Source organism: Citrobacter sp. KTE30, assembly GCF_000398825.1.
Classification (GTDB): domain Bacteria; phylum Pseudomonadota; class Gammaproteobacteria; order Enterobacterales; family Enterobacteriaceae; genus Citrobacter; species Citrobacter freundii.
Map to the genome: position 1 here is coordinate 63,386 of NZ_KB976057.1, position 17,531 is coordinate 80,916.

At 52.2% G+C, this 17,531-nt stretch carries 16 protein-coding genes and 5 pseudogenes; 11 read left to right on the top strand and 10 right to left on the bottom strand.

The genetic code is table 11. The features are described from left to right. Positions 1-137 precede the first annotated feature (137 nt). A pseudogene (locus WC1_RS24585) lies at positions 138-271 on the bottom strand (site-specific integrase); the annotation flags it as partial. On the opposite strand from WC1_RS24585, the pseudogene WC1_RS25150 reads away from it, so the two are divergent. Beyond that, positions 268-423 (top strand): annotated as a pseudogene (locus WC1_RS25150) (DNA adenine methylase); the annotation flags it as partial. The pseudogenes WC1_RS24585 and WC1_RS25150 overlap by 4 nt on opposite strands. Next, a pseudogene (locus tag WC1_RS0123055) lies at positions 422-859 on the top strand (DNA adenine methylase); the annotation flags it as partial. The pseudogenes WC1_RS25150 and WC1_RS0123055, both read left to right, overlap by 2 nt. A 42-nt stretch (positions 860-901) precedes the next feature. On the opposite strand, the gene WC1_RS00475 reads toward WC1_RS0123055, so the two are convergent. From WC1_RS00475 to WC1_RS00465, 3 genes and pseudogenes are all read right to left on the bottom strand, one after another. Next, a complete protein-coding gene (locus WC1_RS00475; protein ID WP_016151268.1) occupies positions 902-1,276 on the bottom strand; it encodes a helix-turn-helix domain-containing protein in 375 nt (124 codons plus the stop codon). Between the two features lie 185 nt (positions 1,277-1,461). Beyond that, positions 1,462-1,728 (bottom strand): type II toxin-antitoxin system RelE family toxin, encoded by a 267-nt coding sequence (locus WC1_RS00470; protein ID WP_016151269.1) that lies wholly within the window; start codon positions 1,726-1,728, stop codon positions 1,462-1,464. 463 nt (positions 1,729-2,191) lie between these two features. Continuing rightward, positions 2,192-3,228: pseudogene (locus WC1_RS00465) on the bottom strand (phage portal protein). A gap of 118 nt (positions 3,229-3,346) precedes the next feature. Between WC1_RS00465 and WC1_RS24890 the strand changes: the two are divergent. The 8 genes and pseudogenes from WC1_RS24890 to WC1_RS00435 all read left to right on the top strand — a co-directional run. Next, a pseudogene (locus tag WC1_RS24890) lies at positions 3,347-3,469 on the top strand (phage late control D family protein); the annotation flags it as partial. A 38-nt stretch (positions 3,470-3,507) separates the two neighbouring features. Next, positions 3,508-3,756 carry an Ogr/Delta-like zinc finger protein gene (locus tag WC1_RS24340; RefSeq protein ID WP_016151271.1) on the top strand — a complete coding sequence of 83 codons (249 nt, stop codon included), beginning with the start codon at positions 3,508-3,510 and terminating at the stop codon, positions 3,754-3,756. A 226-nt stretch (positions 3,757-3,982) separates the two neighbouring features. Continuing rightward, entirely contained in the window at positions 3,983-4,885 is a 903-nt protein-coding gene (gene fieF, locus WC1_RS00460) for a CDF family cation-efflux transporter FieF (RefSeq protein ID WP_003028775.1), read from the top strand. A gap of 183 nt (positions 4,886-5,068) precedes the next feature. After that, positions 5,069-6,031, top strand: a complete 963-nt coding sequence (pfkA, locus tag WC1_RS00455; RefSeq protein ID WP_003028778.1) for a 6-phosphofructokinase — start codon at positions 5,069-5,071, stop codon at positions 6,029-6,031. A 203-nt stretch (positions 6,032-6,234) separates the two neighbouring features. Beyond that, positions 6,235-7,224: a sulfate/thiosulfate ABC transporter substrate-binding protein Sbp gene (gene sbp / locus WC1_RS00450; RefSeq protein WP_003840489.1), complete on the top strand. Its 990-nt coding sequence runs from the start codon at positions 6,235-6,237 to the stop codon at positions 7,222-7,224. A gap of 104 nt (positions 7,225-7,328) precedes the next feature. Then, on the top strand, positions 7,329-8,078 hold the full coding sequence (locus tag WC1_RS00445) for a CDP-diacylglycerol diphosphatase (protein WP_016151272.1): 750 nt from the start codon (positions 7,329-7,331) through the stop codon (positions 8,076-8,078). 73 nt (positions 8,079-8,151) lie between these two features. Beyond that, positions 8,152-9,456 (top strand): SLC13 family permease, encoded by a 1,305-nt coding sequence (locus tag WC1_RS00440; RefSeq protein ID WP_003840496.1) that lies wholly within the window; start codon positions 8,152-8,154, stop codon positions 9,454-9,456. Positions 9,457-9,569: 113 nt separating this feature from the next. Further along, positions 9,570-11,042 carry a DASS family sodium-coupled anion symporter gene (locus tag WC1_RS00435; RefSeq protein ID WP_016151273.1) on the top strand — a complete coding sequence of 491 codons (1,473 nt, stop codon included), beginning with the start codon at positions 9,570-9,572 and terminating at the stop codon, positions 11,040-11,042. Between the two features lie 39 nt (positions 11,043-11,081). Here the strand turns inward: WC1_RS00435 and tpiA are convergent, their stop codons facing one another. After that, the gene (gene tpiA, locus WC1_RS00430; protein WP_003028783.1) at positions 11,082-11,849 is read right to left on the bottom strand and encodes a triose-phosphate isomerase; all 768 of its coding nucleotides are present in this window, start codon (positions 11,847-11,849) and stop codon (positions 11,082-11,084) included. A 111-nt stretch (positions 11,850-11,960) separates the two neighbouring features. Next, positions 11,961-12,557 (bottom strand): YiiQ family protein, encoded by a 597-nt coding sequence (locus tag WC1_RS00425; RefSeq protein WP_016151274.1) that lies wholly within the window; start codon positions 12,555-12,557, stop codon positions 11,961-11,963. Positions 12,558-12,657: 100 nt separating this feature from the next. On the opposite strand from WC1_RS00425, the gene WC1_RS00420 reads away from it, so the two are divergent. Continuing rightward, a complete protein-coding gene (locus tag WC1_RS00420; protein ID WP_016151275.1) occupies positions 12,658-13,086 on the top strand; it encodes a DUF805 domain-containing protein in 429 nt (142 codons plus the stop codon). Between the two features lie 57 nt (positions 13,087-13,143). On the opposite strand, the gene fpr is transcribed toward WC1_RS00420, so the two are convergent. From fpr to WC1_RS00400, 4 genes are all read right to left on the bottom strand, one after another. Further along, on the bottom strand, positions 13,144-13,890 hold the full coding sequence (gene fpr / locus WC1_RS00415; protein WP_003840504.1) for a ferredoxin--NADP(+) reductase: 747 nt from the start codon (positions 13,888-13,890) through the stop codon (positions 13,144-13,146). A 95-nt stretch (positions 13,891-13,985) separates the two neighbouring features. Beyond that, on the bottom strand, positions 13,986-14,996 hold the full coding sequence (glpX, locus tag WC1_RS00410) for a class II fructose-bisphosphatase (protein ID WP_003840506.1): 1,011 nt from the start codon (positions 14,994-14,996) through the stop codon (positions 13,986-13,988). Between the two features lie 135 nt (positions 14,997-15,131). After that, positions 15,132-16,640, bottom strand: a complete 1,509-nt coding sequence (gene glpK / locus WC1_RS00405; RefSeq protein WP_003028792.1) for a glycerol kinase GlpK — start codon at positions 16,638-16,640, stop codon at positions 15,132-15,134. A gap of 21 nt (positions 16,641-16,661) precedes the next feature. Continuing rightward, positions 16,662-17,507 (bottom strand): MIP/aquaporin family protein, encoded by an 846-nt coding sequence (locus WC1_RS00400; RefSeq protein WP_003028793.1) that lies wholly within the window; start codon positions 17,505-17,507, stop codon positions 16,662-16,664. Positions 17,508-17,531: the final 24 nt, after the last annotated feature.

The following is a 17,531-nucleotide window of genomic DNA, read 5'->3' on the forward strand; positions in this document are numbered from 1 at the left end:
GTGGGGGTTTTTTTTATCAATAACTTACGTATAACCTCAAGTAAAAACAGCTACTTATAAAAAGCTGGAGCCAGCCTGAGCCGTTTTGAATTTCCCAGAGTGTGGACACAATGTGGACACTCCGGGTCACTCCTATCTTAAAGCGATACGCCACCGGCAAGCGGATTTAGTGAGACAGCATTTGCAGATAGTCTGGCGACAGATGCGCGTAAACCATCGTTTGCTGGATGCTGGCATGTCCTAAGATCTGCTGTAGCGCGATAATGTTTCCGGTACACCATCCCTGTTGCTAGCCGCATATTTGAGCACACAGTAATTTACTGTGATCCGCCTTACCTGCCAGCGAGCAAAACGGCTGATTTTACCGCGTACGGTAAACCCTTCACTGTCGATGATCACCGTGACCTAGTTGAGTCGTTGATTACTTTACGTTGATCCGCCGTACCTGCTTGAAACCCGTACCAGTAACGCGCGCTATCGCTATGAATACTCGAAAGCAGATCATGAGCGCCTTTTGTCATGCCTGCTTAATTTGCCGGGTAACGTTTCCGTCATTTTGTCCGGCTACCCATCTCAGTTCTATGAGACGCGGTTAACTGAATGGCGTAGTAAGGAATTCTAGGTAATGACACGAGGCGGCGTTCGCACAGAAAAAATCTGGATGAACTACCCCGAGGGGCGCGCCTATTCCAGTTCATTTGCCGGAAAAGATTACAACGATCGCCAACGCATAAAGCGTAAGGCCGCGCGTTGGCGCGCAAAATATTCTGCGCTTCCACCGGCAGAAAGGCTGGCAATCATGGTGGCCCTCAGTGAGGTGGATGGAGGTGTGTGCGATTTGGCTGTTGAAGCAAGTTAGAAAGGATAAATAGAAATGCCCCGTTACCGGGGCATTTTTTTACTACTCGAGCGTTAGTTGCTCGGGACTGCATTTGTACAGTGTAGCTAGCCGTTCAAGGTTGTCTTTGCGAGGGCGCTCAGACTTTTCGAACTCGGACACTGTAGATTGCTTAATTCCCAATGCTTCAGCGACTTGTTTTTGTGTCAAGCCTCTGTAAACACGCCATGCAGCCTGCATGGTGCAACCCTTCTCAGAAAGAATGTTGATAACTTCGTTTGGGTATCGAACGTTATCAGATGTGCCGGTTTCGTTTTGAACAGGCTCGTATAACTCGGCGATATCACTATCACGGGTCAATTTTTCGAACAGTTCAATCGGCACGACAGCAGAAATTCTTTGCCCTCTACTGTCTGTGATGAATTGAATGTTAGCCATCACTATTTAGTCCTACGTAGATTGTTAAAAAATAATGATTTTTAACTTGTACATCTTCGACTGCCTAAACCGATAGGTATAATTTTTAACATGCAGTACTCCTCATCAATTAATTGAAATTTAAAATTTTTTCTCTTTAGCATCTACCGTTTGAGTTGACGGGGCGGGGTTTCCCCCGCCACACATCAATATGTCGTGGACGTTCGGCGCAAGATGCGCTGAATCTCGATCACTACAGGAGCATTGTTGCTTAAAGCGTACAACACTCTGTAGTTTCCAACCCTCAGTCGATACTGACCATCGCTATCAGTGAGCTTTTTAACATCAAGCCCCTTCAGGTCTGGATATGACTGCATCGCGTTGACCTTCTCGCGAACAGCTTTTTGATCTTTTGATGGTAGCGAGCGTAAGTCCTTAGCGGCCTTACCAGTCCATTGAATGTTTGTCGCCATGACGAACCTCAAAGGTAAATTGTTAAAGAACGCATCCCGAAAATCGGAATATCCACAATATAGGACTTCAACCCTATATTGTCAATAAACTCCTATATTATTCCCTATATTTATTTCTTCCCTATGCCAGCAAGGTTGTTGCACGACACTGCGCAAAATTGCACAAAAAAATCAGCTCTTTTTTGTGGATCTCCCAAGGACCTATGCTGGTTAGAGGTGAATCTGTAAGTGCACGAAAACACATGTGATCGCTGCGTGCAGGTGACGGGGGGAAAGCCCGCGCGCCGGGGTAGGCAGGGGCATCACTCAAATATAGGAAATTTGGCCCAATTCTGGCGCGCTGCTGCGTTCTGTGTATTGTGTGCGGGTAATGCGTGTTTAGATGGTGGGGCGCTGAGAATGGCGCTTGCGCGCCGTGTGTTGATATGCGATGAAGGCCGCCGCCAGAGAGACGGCGGGGTTGTTATGTGGATGATTCAAGTAGGGCGTAAGGTTTAAAGCGGATCACTTCTTCGCCAAGCCAGTCGTTGACGTGCTTCAGTGCTTCAGTGCTTCCATTGCTGGCATTAGTTCGTTGATGGCAAACACGCGCGCGGCCTTTTCCACGTCACCGAATGAGCCGTTGCCGTCCGGCATGGCTCCCATCAGTTGCGGTGGTACACGGTGTGCGGCAAGAATGTCATCACGCGTGACTGATTTGATATTTAAAAACTCATCCTTCGCAGATATCTGGCTGAAGGGCATCAGTTGCACCCCGTCTTTGCCGCCGCCTGGCGCGTGGATCACTACGTTCTTAAATGCGCCTTTGTTCCTGGCTCCTGCTAGGGTTTGCTGTATGACTTTTACGCCCGCGTCGTCAACCTGTGATGTGCCGATATACAGAATGCATCCGGCATGAGATCCGTTTTCGTAATACATCTTGCGGAACATATCCGCCGAGTGTGACAGGCTGGCTGACAATAGCGCGCCCATGTACTCCGGCATCCCGTAAATCTCCTGATGAATATCAGGATTCAACACATGGCAGACTGAGCCGGTTTTAAAAGCGCATTCGTCTTTCCACTGCCTGATAAACCAGTATGTGTCCAGGTCAGTGCCGCGCCGGGTGTACTTCGCCGGGGAATGACGGAGCGGTAGCCGCCCGCCTAGTCGGTTCTTTCGTTCTTCCAGGTAGAAGTTACCAAACACAAACCAGTCAAGCGCCAGGGCGGAGAACGTCTGGCGAGACAGTAGCGGGTGTGGGATAAAGCAGCCCGCCAGCGCGTTGCGCTTGAAGTACAGCGCTGACTGGCGCCAGGACGCTTTGCCAAATGAGCGAGCAAGCCCGTACCAGTCCACCGGCGTTTCGTAATATCTGCCGTTGTCGGCGCAATACATATTGTCGAGCAGGTCGTAAGCGTCAGTGACCTGGTATGGCCCATCAAAGGTGAAGGCGCTAAGGGCTGGATCGCGCTTCAGTGCTTCACCAATATCATGTTGCGGTGTACCGTCAGTAAGCATAGTCAGGCCGCTTTCGTGTGTTGTTGTGTTCATTAAAACTCCCTTACGGAACCGCCGCCGCTGCCGTTCTCGCGTCCAAGTGGCTCGTTGATGATTGCCAGCATATTTGCCCAGGCTAAGTCACCGTGACGCCCAGGACTGGATAATCAGCAAGGTACAGCATGACGTTGATAGCAATGGATTTACAACACAGCTTAACTTTGAAGCAAAAATATCTGACTGGATTGCAGAAACTGAATAGAATGGCGGTGAGTTCAACTCCCTAGGGGAGTCACCATTATGTTCAAATGTCCACATTGCGGCGCTACGGCTCGCACCCGCACCAGTAAGCCTCTCAGTGAAGTAACGATCCGTCAGTACCATCAGTGCCAGAACATGGAATGCGGCTTGTCATTCACGACGCTTAACAGCGTTGAAAAGATAGTCACGAAACGTGAGCGCCGCGAAGAGTTATCCCCTGATTTTATCCCTGCCGGTGTTTTTCCTGCCTCGCATTACGGACGCGATCAGCTAAATTTAGCGATATAATGAAGGCCCCGCAGATGCGGGGCTTTTTTTTCGATGTGGACGATGTGTGGACATCATATGAGACAAATCCTTTTGTTTCATTGCGTTATGGTGATAATTAAATCACCACCCATGTCTTCCCCCACATGATGTGGGGTTTTTTTTTGCCCAAAATTTGTCACTCGGTTATTGCCTGACTGTTTTACTTCATCCGTTATACTAGCGGCATATTCTGGCTGGAGTGTTTATGAATCATACCTATGGGCGGCTGGTGAGCCGGGCGGCAATCGCGGCGACCGTGATGGCATCACTGTTACTTTTGATCAAAATTTTCGCGTGGTGGTACACCGGATCGGTCAGTATTCTGGCTGCACTGGTGGATTCTCTGGTGGACATCGCGGCGTCGTTAACCAACCTGTTGGTGGTGCGCTATTCGCTGCAACCGGCCGATGATGAACATACGTTCGGACACGGAAAAGCGGAATCACTGGCGGCGCTGGCGCAAAGCATGTTTATTTCCGGTTCGGCGCTGTTTTTATTCCTGACCGGGATTCAGCATCTCATCCAACCGACGCCGATGAAAGATCCCGGCGTTGGGGTGGTTGTCACCATCATTGCGTTAGTGTGTACAATCATTCTGGTCTCGTTTCAGCGCTGGGTAGTGAAGCGTACGCAAAGTCAGGCCGTTCGGGCAGATATGCTTCATTATCAGTCTGATGTTATGATGAACGGTGCGATTCTCATTGCGCTCGGGCTGGCATGGTACGGCTGGCATCGTGCGGATGCCTTGTTTGCGCTCGGGATTGGCATCTATATTTTATATAGCGCATTACGCATGGGGTATGAGGCAGTGCAATCTTTGCTGGATCGCGCTTTACCCGATGAGGAACGTCAGGAAATTATTGATATCGTGACGTCATGGCCTGGGGTCAGCGGCGCTCACGATCTTCGCACGCGGCAGTCAGGGCCGACCCGCTTTATTCAGATTCATTTGGAAATGGAAGATAATCTGCCGCTCGTTCAGGCGCATTTAGTGGCTGAACAGGTTGAGCAGGCAATTTTACGGCGTTTCCCGGGATCGGATGTCATCATTCATCAGGATCCCTGTTCAGTCGTACCCAAGGAAGGCAAGGTGTTTGAGCTTTCATAATTCGTTGTAAAAAGTGAACCGGGCCAGCATTTTGTGTATAAATTACCACCATTTGGCCTGACCTGAATCAATTCAGCAGGAAGTGATTGTTATACTATCTGCATATTCGTTGGATCGTTTCGATATGCGGAATCGACTTCCGGCAGCAGATTTCATTTTGCATTCCAAAGTTCAGAGGTAGTCATGATTAAGAAAATCGGTGTGTTGACAAGCGGCGGTGATGCGCCGGGCATGAACGCAGCAATCCGTGGTGTTGTACGTGCAGCGTTGACGGAAGGGCTGGAAGTCATGGGGATCCATGATGGCTACCTGGGTTTGTATGAAGACCGTATGGTCCAGCTTGACCGCTACAGCGTATCCGACATGATCAACCGCGGCGGTACTTTCCTCGGTTCAGCTCGCTTCCCGGAATTCCGCGACGAAAACGTGCGTGCGGTGGCTATCGAAAACCTGAAAAAGCGTGGCATTGATGCGCTGGTTGTTATCGGCGGTGACGGTTCTTACATGGGTGCGAAACGCCTGACTGAAATGGGCTTCCCATGCATCGGTCTGCCGGGCACTATCGACAACGATATCAAGGGCACCGACTACACCATCGGTTACTTCACCGCTCTGGGTACTGTAGTAGAAGCGATTGACCGTCTGCGTGATACCTCTTCTTCTCACCAGCGTATTTCCATCGTTGAAGTGATGGGCCGCTACTGTGGCGATCTGACCCTGGCGGCTGCAATTGCCGGTGGTTGTGAGTTCGTAGTGGTTCCGGAAGTGGAATTCAGTCGCGACGATTTGGTTGCTGAAATCAAAGCGGGCATCGCGAAAGGTAAAAAACACGCAATCGTAGCGATCACTGAGCACATGTGTGACGTTGACGAACTGGCGCATTACATCGAGAAGGAAACGGGCCGCGAAACGCGTTCGACCGTGTTGGGTCACATTCAGCGTGGTGGTTCCCCGGTTCCTTACGATCGTATTCTGGCATCCCGTATGGGCGCATATGCTATTGAACTGCTGCTGGCAGGTCATGGCGGTCGCTGTGTCGGTATTCAGAACGAGCAACTGGTTCACCACGATATCATCGATGCTATCGAGAACATGAAGCGTCCATTCAAAGGTGACTGGCTGGACTGCGCGAAAAAACTGTACTGATTGTTTTTTGTTGCCCGGTGGCGCTTCGCTTACCGGGCCTACAGAGTGTACTCTTGTAGGCCGGATAAGGCGTAAGTCGTCATCCGGCACAACCTTCCTCATTTATTCCCCGAAGTTATAGCAAATCTTTTTTTATTCTTTAATGTTTGGATGCCTTTCTGGCACGCTTTGCTCATCACAACATCACATAAGAGAGCTGGGCGATGAACAAATGGGGCGTAGGGTTAACATTATTGCTGGCATCGACCAGCGTTCTGGCAAAGGATATTCAGTTACTTAACGTATCGTACGATCCAACACGTGAACTGTACGAGCAGTACAATAAAGCCTTCAGCGCGCACTGGAAGCAGGAGACGGGCGATAACGTCGTGATCCGCCAGTCACACGGCGGCTCTGGTAAACAGGCGACCTCTGTCATCAACGGTATTGAAGCCGATGTCGTGACGTTGGCACTGGCATATGACGTGGATGCCATTGCTGAACGTGGTCGAATTGATAAAAACTGGATTAAGCGCTTGCCGGATAACTCTGCGCCTTACACCTCCACCATCGTGTTCCTGGTCCGCAAAGGCAACCCCAAACAAATTCATGACTGGAACGATTTGATCAAACCCGGCGTGTCAGTGATTACACCAAACCCGAAAAGCTCAGGCGGCGCACGCTGGAACTATCTGGCGGCATGGGGCTATGCCCTGCACCACAACAACAACGATCAGGCCAAAGCGCAGGACTTCGTCAAGGCCCTGTATAAAAACGTTGAAGTGCTGGATTCCGGTGCACGTGGCTCAACCAATACTTTCGTTGAGCGTGGTATCGGTGATGTGCTGATCGCCTGGGAAAACGAAGCGCTGCTGGCAACGAACGAGCTGGGTAAAGACAAATTTGAGATAGTGACGCCGAGTGAATCTATTCTCGCGGAGCCGACCGTTTCCGTGGTCGATAAAGTGGTGGAAAAGAAAGACACCAAAGCGGTGGCGGAAGCTTACCTGAAGTATCTCTACTCTCCGGAAGGCCAGGAAATTGCAGCGAAAAACTACTATCGTCCACGTGATACAGACGTTGCGAAGAAATACGAAAATGCATTTCCGAAGCTGAAGCTGTTCACCATCGATGAAGAGTTTGGCGGCTGGACGAAAGCGCAGAAAGAGCACTTCTCTAATGGCGGTACGTTCGACCAGATCAGCAAACGCTAAATAAGTCTGTGATTTACCGACCCGGTGGCCTAACGCGACCGGGTTTTTTATTTGCCATGGTTTTGCGTTACTCTTGCCCTTCAATGGGATACAGGAAACGCGTAATGAAAAAAGCAGGCTATCTTTTACTGGCGGTGATTGTGGTCGCCGCCGCTGCAGGCATCGGGTACTGGAAATTCACCGGCAACCCGGACGCATTACGCCAGATCGTCCTTCAACAATGCTTGCCGCACCAGTTGCAGCAGCAGGATCCTGCACCATGCGCAGAAGTGAAGACGGATGCCGGATATGTGGTGTTCAAAGACCGTAACGGCCCTTTGCAATATTTGTTGATGCCCACTTATCGCATTAACGGTACGGAAAGCCCACTGCTGTTGAAATCAGGCACGCCGAACTTTTTCTGGCTGGCCTGGCAGGCGCGTAGCTTTATGAGCCAAAAATACGGCCAGGAAATCCCTGACAAAGCAGTCTCTCTGACCATTAACTCACGTAGCGGGCGTACTCAAAATCACCTGCATATTCATATCTCCTGCCTGCGAACCGATGTCAGAAAACAGCTGGATGACAACCTGGCGAAAATCAGCACCCGCTGGCTACCTCTACCAGGTGGGCTGCGCGGTCATGAATATCTGGCGCGTCGCGTCACGGAAAATGAACTGGCACAACGCAGCCCATTTATGATGCTGGCAGAAGAGGTGCCGGATGCACGTGAGCATATGGGCAGCTATGCGTTGGCGATGGTGCGTCAGAGCGATGAATCCTTTGTTCTGCTGGCTACTCAGCGCAATCTGCTGGCGCTGAATCTCGCCTCCGCTGAGGAAATTCAGGATCATCAATGTGATATTCTGCGTTAACCCCACCTAATCTGGCGTTTACTCCGCATGCCTGTCCCCGTATTCTTGTTGAAAAAAACAACAGGAGACAGGCATGTCGCTCTGGCTTACACACCCTCTGTTTATCCCCTCTCTGGTGGTTGGCATCACCATTCTGCTCTGGGCTACGTCGCTGCTGCCGGAGTTTATAACGGCGCTGCTGTTCTTTGCCGTGGCGATGGTCGCCAAAATCGCGCCTCCGGATGTGATCTTTGGCGGCTTTGCGTCCTCCGCATTCTGGTTGGTGTTTAGCGGCTTTGTGCTGGGTATCGCGATTCGTAAAACGGGGCTGGCGGACAGGGCGGCGAGGGCGCTGTCATCACGGTTGACCGACTCCTGGCCGTTAATGGTGGCGAGTGTGGTGCTGTTGAGTTACGCGCTGGCGTTTGTAATGCCATCCAACATGGGCCGCATTGCGCTGCTGATGCCGATTGTCGCAGCGATGGCGAAACGAGCTGGAATTAACGATGGTACGCGCGCCTGGTATGGTCTGGCACTGGCCGTTGGGTTTGGGACATTCCAGCTTTCTGCGACGATTTTACCCGCAAACGTACCGAATCTGGTGATGAGCGGCGCGGCGGAAGGCTCTTACGGCATCCACCTCAATTATCTTCCCTATTTGCTGCTGCATACGCCGGTTCTGGGTTGGCTTAAAGGCGCGGTTCTCATCGTGCTTATCTGCTGGCTGTTCCCTGGCAAGCCCCATGCGCCGCGCGATCTCACGCCGTCGGAACCGATGAGTGGAGATGAAAAACGTCTGGCCTGGATGTTAGCAGTGGTGTTGCTTCTTTGGGTAAGCGAAAGCTGGCACGGCATTGGCCCCGCGTGGACCGGGCTGGCGGCGGCAGTTATCACATTGCTCCCACGGGTTGGCTTTATCAATGGCGACGAGTTTTCCACTGGGGTCAACATTCGTACCTGTATTTATGTGGCGGGTATTCTGGGGCTGGCGATCACCGTCACGCAGACAGGTATTGGTAGCGCCGTTGGCGAAGCGCTGTTACAGGTGATGCCGCTGGATGCGGAAAAGCCGTTTACCAGTTTCCTCGCGCTGACCGGTATTACCACGGCGCTTAATTTTATTATGACGGCGAACGGTGTTCCGGCGCTGTATACCACGTTGGCGCAAAGCTTTGCCGATGCGACGGGATTCCCGCTGCTGTCGGTGATTATGATCCAGGTGCTGGGTTATTCCACACCACTGTTGCCGTATCAGGCTTCACCGATCGTGGTGGCGATGGCGCTCGGGAAAGTACCTGCAAGGGCAGGGATGCTGCTGTGTATCGCACTGGCGGCGGCAACGTATTTGATTCTTCTGCCGCTGGATTACGCCTGGTTTACGGTGTTGGGAAAACTGTAGCTGTATCAAAATGTTAATTTTATGTTTTGTGAGTGAGTGAATTGTATTATGCGCGGCAATATCGGTTAATGCCTGAGCGCAGATTTGCGCACTGGAAACTCAAGGATTGATTCATGGACAGTTTGACCCCCATCCGCCGCTGGCCTGCCATCATCTCGCTTGTGATTACGCTGACCATCTGGTTTGTTATCCCGTGTCCTCCTGACGTAACCCCGCAAGCATGGCACCTGCTGGCACTGTTTATTGGTACGATCGCCGCGATTATCGGTAAAGCTATGCCCATTGGTGCAATTGCGATTGTGGCGATTATGCTGGTGGCGATGACAGGCGTTACTAACCCAGGCAAACCCTCGGCGGCATTGAACGATGCATTGAGTGGTTTTTCTAACCAGCTAATCTGGCTGATTGGTTTATCCATTATGCTGTCGCAAAGTCTGTTAAAGACCGGCCTGGGCGCGCGTATTGGCTACGGGTTTATTGCGCTATTTGGTAAAAGAACGCTGGGTATTGCGTGGGCATTAACCCTTGCGGAAACGCTAATTGCACCCGTAACGCCAAGCAATACCGCGCGTGGTGGTGGCATTATCCACCCGGTAATGCGGGCGATTGCGGAGAGCCTCGGCTCGCAGCCAGGCCATGCCGAGAATGGCTCAACGGGCCGTTATCTCGCGCTGGTGAACTACAACATTAACCCGATCAGCTCGGCAATGTTCATCACCGCGACCGCACCTAATCCGTTAATCGTCAGTTTTTTGACAAAGGGGACGGATGGCGTGCTGAACATGACCTGGGGAATGTGGGCTATTGCGGCGCTTCTTCCCGCACTGGTATCACTGGTTGTTATGCCGATTGTAATCTGGTGGCTCTATCCGCCAGCTATCACGCGCACGCCAAATGCGCCGCAGTTTGCGCGGCAAAAACTGGATGCGCTGGGTCCACTTTCTTTGGCAGAGAAAATCACCCTGGGGGTGTTCATTTTGCTGCTCTGTCTATGGGCGGGTGTTCCAGCAATGCTGATGGGCAGTGCCTGGAGCGTAAACCCCACTAGCGCCGCGTTAATTGGATTGTCGATTCTATTGATGGCGGGTGTATTGAGCTGGGATGACATTCTTAAATGCCGCGGGGCATGGGATACGATAGTCTGGTTTGCCGCGCTGGTGATGATGGCGGATTTTCTCAGCAAACTGGGATTGGTGGGATGGCTGGCAACCAGCGTGGGTAGCGCAATCGACCATCTTGGCGTGCACTGGAGTGTTGCGACGCTGCTGTTAATCCTGCTTTACGTCTACTCGCACTACTTTTTCGCCAGCACAACTGCGCATATTACGGCTATGTTCGCTGCGTTCTTCGCCGCAGGCTTAGGCCTCGGCGCGCCGCCAGCGCTGCTTGGTTTAATGCTCGGTTTCTCCTCCTCCTTGATGATGTCGCTCACGCACTATGGCACGGGTACTGCGCCTATTATCTTTGGTTCGGGCTATGTCACGTTGGCGGAGTGGTGGAAAACGGGGCTGGTGATGAGTGTGGTCAACCTGACCATTTGGGGTGTGACCGGCGCCTTCTGGTGGCACTGGTTGGGATACTGGTAGTTAATACAGCGGGAGGAGGGTTCCTCCCGCCTTAACAACTTAAGCCTGTTTAGCGGCTTCTGCTGCTTTAACGATGACTGCGAAGGCGTCTGCTTTCAGAGAAGCACCACCAACCAGCGCACCGTCGATGTCCGGCTGAGCGAACAGTTCTGCCGCGTTAGCTGCGTTTACAGAACCGCCGTACTGGATGATAACTTGCTCAGCGATTTTCGCGTCAGCTTTAGCAATGTGGTCACGAATAAATTTGTGAACAGCCTGAGCCTGAGCAGGAGTTGCAGATTTGCCGGTACCGATAGCCCATACTGGTTCGTAAGCGATAACGACGCCTTCGAATGCTGCTGCGCCCTGAGTTTTCAGAACCGCGTCGATCTGACGTGCACAAACTTCTTCAGTTTTGCCCGCTTCGTTTTCTGCTTCGGTTTCACCGATGCACAGAACTGGAGTCAGACCCTGCTCTTTCAGCACGGCGAATTTTTTAGCGATCAGCTCGTCAGATTCTTTGTGGTAAGTACGACGCTCAGAGTGACCGATAATGATGTACTGCGCGCCGATGTCTTTCAGCATTTCAGCACTTGTTTCACCAGTGAATGCGCCAGACAGGTTCAGGTCAACGTTCTGCGCGCCCAGAATGATGTGGCTACCGGCAGCGGCGTGTTTCGCCAGGTCGATATACATTTCCGGCGGAGCAATCGCTACTGCACAGCCAGCAACGCCAGCCAGTTCTTTACGCAGGTTAGCAACCAGTTCGTTTACCATGTGGCGGCTGCCGTTCAGTTTCCAGTTACCCATCACTAAAGGATGTCGCATTTCATTTCTCCACGCTTGTCAGCGAATTAAGGAATATGGCCGCCCGTGAGGGCAGCATGGTCTGTGAAACAGTATAGAGATTCATCCCCTGAAAGGCTTTGCTTTTTGTCATCAATTCGCCTTCTCAAGACTTTCTGATAGTGCCAGCTTAATCGGTTCAACAGCGAAGGTCAGTCCTTTTTCACCGTTGTCAGCAACAACATAGCGAATTGCGCCTTCTGTTTCAGCGTAATAGCGCTTACCTTTGCCTGCGGCGAGCAGTTTTTGCAGCTTTTTCTGGCTCTGTTCCTTCGTCAGTAGCGGTGCGACGGTGCGGATGACGGCGGTCATGTATTCCAGCGCTTTCACTTTGGCTGCCTTTTGTTCTGGCCCCTGAATGGGTAACCAGGTTATCTGCATGCTTTTGATTTTAAGGGTGCCGCGTTCAAGAGCGGAAGACGCATACAGGTTTTCATTGATTTTACTGGCTGCGCGGGTGAGATTTGCTCGATCGCGACTGCTGTCGATGGCGCGGAACTCATTCAGAATAAGCTTCGGATTCTGCGTATTAAAGTTTTCACGAAACTGGCTAATCGACAGGTCAAAGGTCGGCGCGCCCGCCAGTAAATAGGGGGCCGTGGTTGCCGTCGATGGCTCTTCCGCCAGTACCGCAGTGCTCGCGGTTAAGGCTGAAAACAATAATAAAAACAGTGTAAATCCTTGCTTCATCAATCGTACCTTTCATTCTCATTGCTCACGATTAAAACGGTAACCGTCGAGCTTGTCAAAAGGGTAAACTGTTCTGGAAGGTAATAATAAAGGAACTTACATGACCATACAGCAGTGGTTATTCTCATTTAAAGGGCGCATCGGGCGCCGTGATTTCTGGATTTGGATTGGCCTATGGATCGTCAGCATGCTGGTTCTGTTTTCGCTGGCGAGCAAACAATTACTCGATATTCAGACCGCGGCTTTTTGTCTGGTGTGTCTGCTATGGCCAACGGCGGCAGTGACGGTAAAACGTCTGCATGACCGGGGGCGCTCCGGAGCGTGGGCGCTGTTGATTATCCTGGCGTGGATGCTGCTGGCCGGAAATTGGGCGATATTACCCGGCGTCTGGCAATGGGCGGTAGGCCGCTTTGTTCCAACGTTGATTCTGGTTGGTATGCTTATCGATCTGGGGGCGTTCATTGGCACCCAGGACGCAAATAAATATGGTAAGGATACGCAGGACGTAAAGTACAGAGCTGACTCGTAGGCCGGATAAGCGCCATCCGGCAAAATGCCCGGGTGTTTACCGGGCATTAAAACGTTCTTACCAGTAGTGCTCTGCGGTCATATGGCCCGGTCGACGGCGCAGGTGTTTGGTCATTTGCCGGGTCTCTTTCAGCAACTGCTGCGTGTCGCGTACCATTTGCGGGTTTCCGCACAGCATCACATGGCTGGTTTCTTTATCCATTGGCAACCCGACTGCTTTTTCTAGCTCACCGCTTTCAATCAACGCCGGTACACGTCCGGTCAGCGAATCTGCGGCTGTTTCACGGCTGACAACCGTCTGGATGCGTAATTTACCTTCGTAGCGTTTTTCCAACGCCTGCATCAACGGTAGATAGCTCAAATCGGCGGCATAGCGCGCGGCGTGGACCAGCACCAGATTTTTAAAGCGATCCAGGTCCTTGCCTAACTGCAGAATCGACAAATATGGGCCGATAGCCGTGCCGGTCGCCAGCATCCATAGCGTTTCGCAATCGGGGACTTCATCCAGCACGAAGAAACCAGCAGCTTCACTCACCACCTGCACTTCATCGCCTGGCTTCAGTGCTGCCAGACGAGGGCTGAGTTTGCCGTCGGGAACCGTCACCAGATAAAACTCTAAATCGGGGTTATCAGGGGCATTTACGTAAGAATAGGCGCGCTGGACGCGTTCGCCGTCGATCTCAAGGCCAAGTTTAGTGAACTGACCTGCAGTGAAAGGAAGAACTGGAGCTCGCACGGTCAAACTAAACAGGGCATCGGTCCAGTTTTGCACCTTTGTGACTTTGCCTGTTACCCAATCTGCCATGGTTTTCTCCTGTCTGTTTTGATTGCCTTATCTTCGTTCGTTGGACGAAAGATTTCCAGCCCATATGGGCTGGAAGGCTCTATTGATCAAATCAATTACAGGATGTGCGCCTGCACATCGGGATCTTTACGATCGAGGTAGTGAATCGACTGAATGCGACGGATCGTACGTGATTTGCCGCGGATCAGCAGCGTTTCGGTGGTGGCGATATTACCTTTGCGGCTAATCCCTTCCAGCAAATCGCCTTTGGTGATGCCGGTGGCGGAGAAAATGACGTTGTCGCTACGCGCCATTTCATCGAGGCGCAGCGCTTTACCCGCTTCAATGCCCATGGCGGCGCAACGAGCCAGTTCTTGTTCGCCAATGCGACGGTTTTCTTCGCTGTCGCCTTTGACGTCATGACGCGCCAGCAAACGGCCCTGCATGTCGCCGTCCAGTGCGCGGATCACAGCTGCGGAAACCACACCTTCAGGTGCGCCGCCAATGCCGTACAGCACGTCAACTTCACTGTCTGGCATGCAGGTCAGAATGGAGGCCGCAACGTCGCCGTCTGGAATAGCGAAGACGCGCACGCCCAGTTTTTGCATTTCGGCGATCGTTTCATCATGGCGTGGTTTGGCCAGAATGGTTACGGTCAGCTCACTCAGCGGTTTATTGAGTGCAGCGGCAACGTTATGCAGGTTGGCTTCCAGCGACAGGTTCAGGTCGATAGACCCTTTTGCGCCTGGGCCGACAATCAGCTTTTCCATGTACATATCTGGCGCATTCAGGAAGCAGCCTTTATCGCCCACAGCCAGTACGGCCAGCGCGTTTGCCTGACCCATTGCCGTCATGCGTGTGCCTTCAATAGGATCGACGGCGATGTCGACCGCATCGCCAAGACCGGTCCCGACTTTTTCACCGATAAACAGCATCGGCGCTTCATCAATCTCACCCTCGCCAATCACGATGGTGCCGTCGATGTTGACCTGGTTGAGCATAATACGCATGGCGTTCACTGCCGCGCCGTCAGCGGTATTTTTATCGCCGCGGCCCAACCATTTATAGCCAGCCAGCGCGGCCGCTTCGGTCACGCGTGAAAATTCAATGGCAAGTTCTCGTCTCATTGCAAACTCGTAGCTGAAAGGAATGGCGCGAAGTGTAGCACAGGGGAGGGGGCGAGATTATTGATGTGTGTGCGGGGTTGCCCCCGCACGAAGATTTTGCCGGATAAGCCAAAGTAGCCATCCGGCAATGACGTATTACTCGTCGTGATCTTCCCATGCCATGGCGCGTTTGACCGCTTTTTTCCAGCCGCTGTAACGGAAGTTACGCTCGGTGGTTTCGATGCCTGGACGGAATTCACGCTCGATGACCGCTTTCTCCTGCAACTCATCCAGATTCTGCCAGAAGCCTACTGCCAGGCCAGCCAGGTACGCTGCACCTAATGCGGTGACTTCGCGAACTTCCGGACGCTCTACGCGGGTGCCCAGAATGTCAGACTGGAACTGCATCAGGAAGTTGTTGGCGACCGCACCGCCGTCAACGCGCAGGGCGTGCAGACGAATACCGGAGTCAGCCTGCATCGCTTCCAGAACATCACGCGTCTGATAAGCGATAGACTCAAGCGTTGCGCGGATGATGTGGTTGGAGTTTACGCCACGGGTCAGGCCGAAGATGGCGCCACGTGCATACGGGTCCCAGTACGGTGCACCCAGGCCAGTAAATGCCGGAACGACGTACACGCCGTTGGTGTCTTTCACTTTGGTGGCGAAATACTCAGAGTCGAATGCATCGCTGATGAGTTTCATTTCATCGCGCAGCCACTGAATGGATGCGCCAGCCATAAATACCGCACCTTCCAGCGCGTAGTTCACTTCCCCGGTCGGTCCGCAGGCGATGGTGGTCAGCAGTCCGTTTTCGGACTTAACGGCTTTCTCACCGGTATTCATCAGCATGAAGCAGCCGGTACCGTAAGTGTTTTTCGCCATCCCTTCCTTTACGCACAGCTGGCCAAACAGAGCTGCCTGCTGGTCACCGGCGATACCGGAGATAGGAATACGAATGCCGCCTTTACCACCAATGTTGGTCTGACCGTACACTTCAGAAGAGCGACGCACTTCTGGCAGCATGGCGCGCGGAATATCCAGCGCATCCAGCATCGTGTCATCCCAGTCCAGGGAGTGGATGTTGAACAGCATGGTACGTGAAGCGTTGGTGTAATCCGTGACGTGTACGCGTCCCTGCGTCATTTTCCAGATAAGCCAGGTATCCACGGTACCAAACAGCAGTTCGCCGCGACGAGCGCGTTCACGCGAGCCTTCAACGTGGTCGAGGATCCATTTCACCTTGGTGCCAGAGAAGTACGGGTCAATCACCAGGCCGGTGTTGTTACGGATGTATTCTTCCATGCCATCGCGCTTGAGCTTTTCGCAGATATCTGCGGTACGACGACACTGCCACACAATGGCGTTGTAGATTGGTTTACCGGTCTCACGCTCCCAGACGATGGTGGTTTCACGCTGGTTGGTAATACCGATCGCTGCAATTTCATCGGAACTGATATCGGCTTTCGCCAGAACTTCAACCAGCGTAGAGCTTTGGGTTGCCCAAATTTCCATTGGGTCGTGTTCTACCCAACCTGCTTTCGGGTAGATTTGCTCGAATTCGCGCTGTGAAACGGCAACGATATTCGCATCGTGGTCCATTACGACCGCGCGGGAGCTGGTGGTGCCCTGGTCGAGCGCAACGATATATTTTTTTTCAGTCATAATTTTTGTCCCGTAGTCACATTACAGCGAAGCTTTTTGTTGAGTGTTGGCCGCCGCGTCTTTTTCTTCAATCACGCAGACATCGCACGGTAAATGGCGACCAATCAGTTTGCGATATGCCCATGCGCCCAAAATCGCGCCGGTAATCGGGCCAAACACCGGAACCAGGAAGTAAGGGATATCGCGACCACCTGTGAAGGCAATCTCACCCCATCCGGCCATCCAGGCGAAGAGTTTCGGTCCGAAGTCACGTGCCGGGTTCATCGCAAAACCTGTCAGCGGCCCCATGGAAGCACCAATAACGGCAATTAATAAGCCAATCAGCAGCGGTGCCAGCGGACCACGAGGTACACCGTTACCATCGTCGGTCAGAGCCAGAATCAGCCCCATTAGAATAGCGGTAATGACCATTTCAACCGCGAAGGCCTGCACAAAATTGATATGCGGATTCGGATAGGTGGAGAAAGTACCCGCCAGACCCAGGCTTTCGGTAGTGCCACGCACGATATGGTTGGTTTGTTCAAAATCGATGAAAAGATTGTAATAAAGCCCGTAAACCAATGCCGCTGCGCAAAAGGCGCCGGCAATTTGCGAAATAATAAAAGGAACAACTTTGCGTTTATCAAAACAGGCGAACAGCCAGAGTGCGATGGTTACCGCGGGATTCAGGTGTGCACCAGAAACACCTGCGGTCAGATAGATAGCCATCGCTACCCCCAGACCCCAGATGATACTGATTTCCCACTGACCAAAAGTAGCACCAGCTACTTTGAGTGCAGCGACACAGCCCACACCGAAGAAAATCAACAACCCGGTACCGAGGAATTCAGCAATGCACTGGCCTTTTAAGGTTGAGGTTTGACTCATAATCGGATCCTGAAGAGAGTTTAA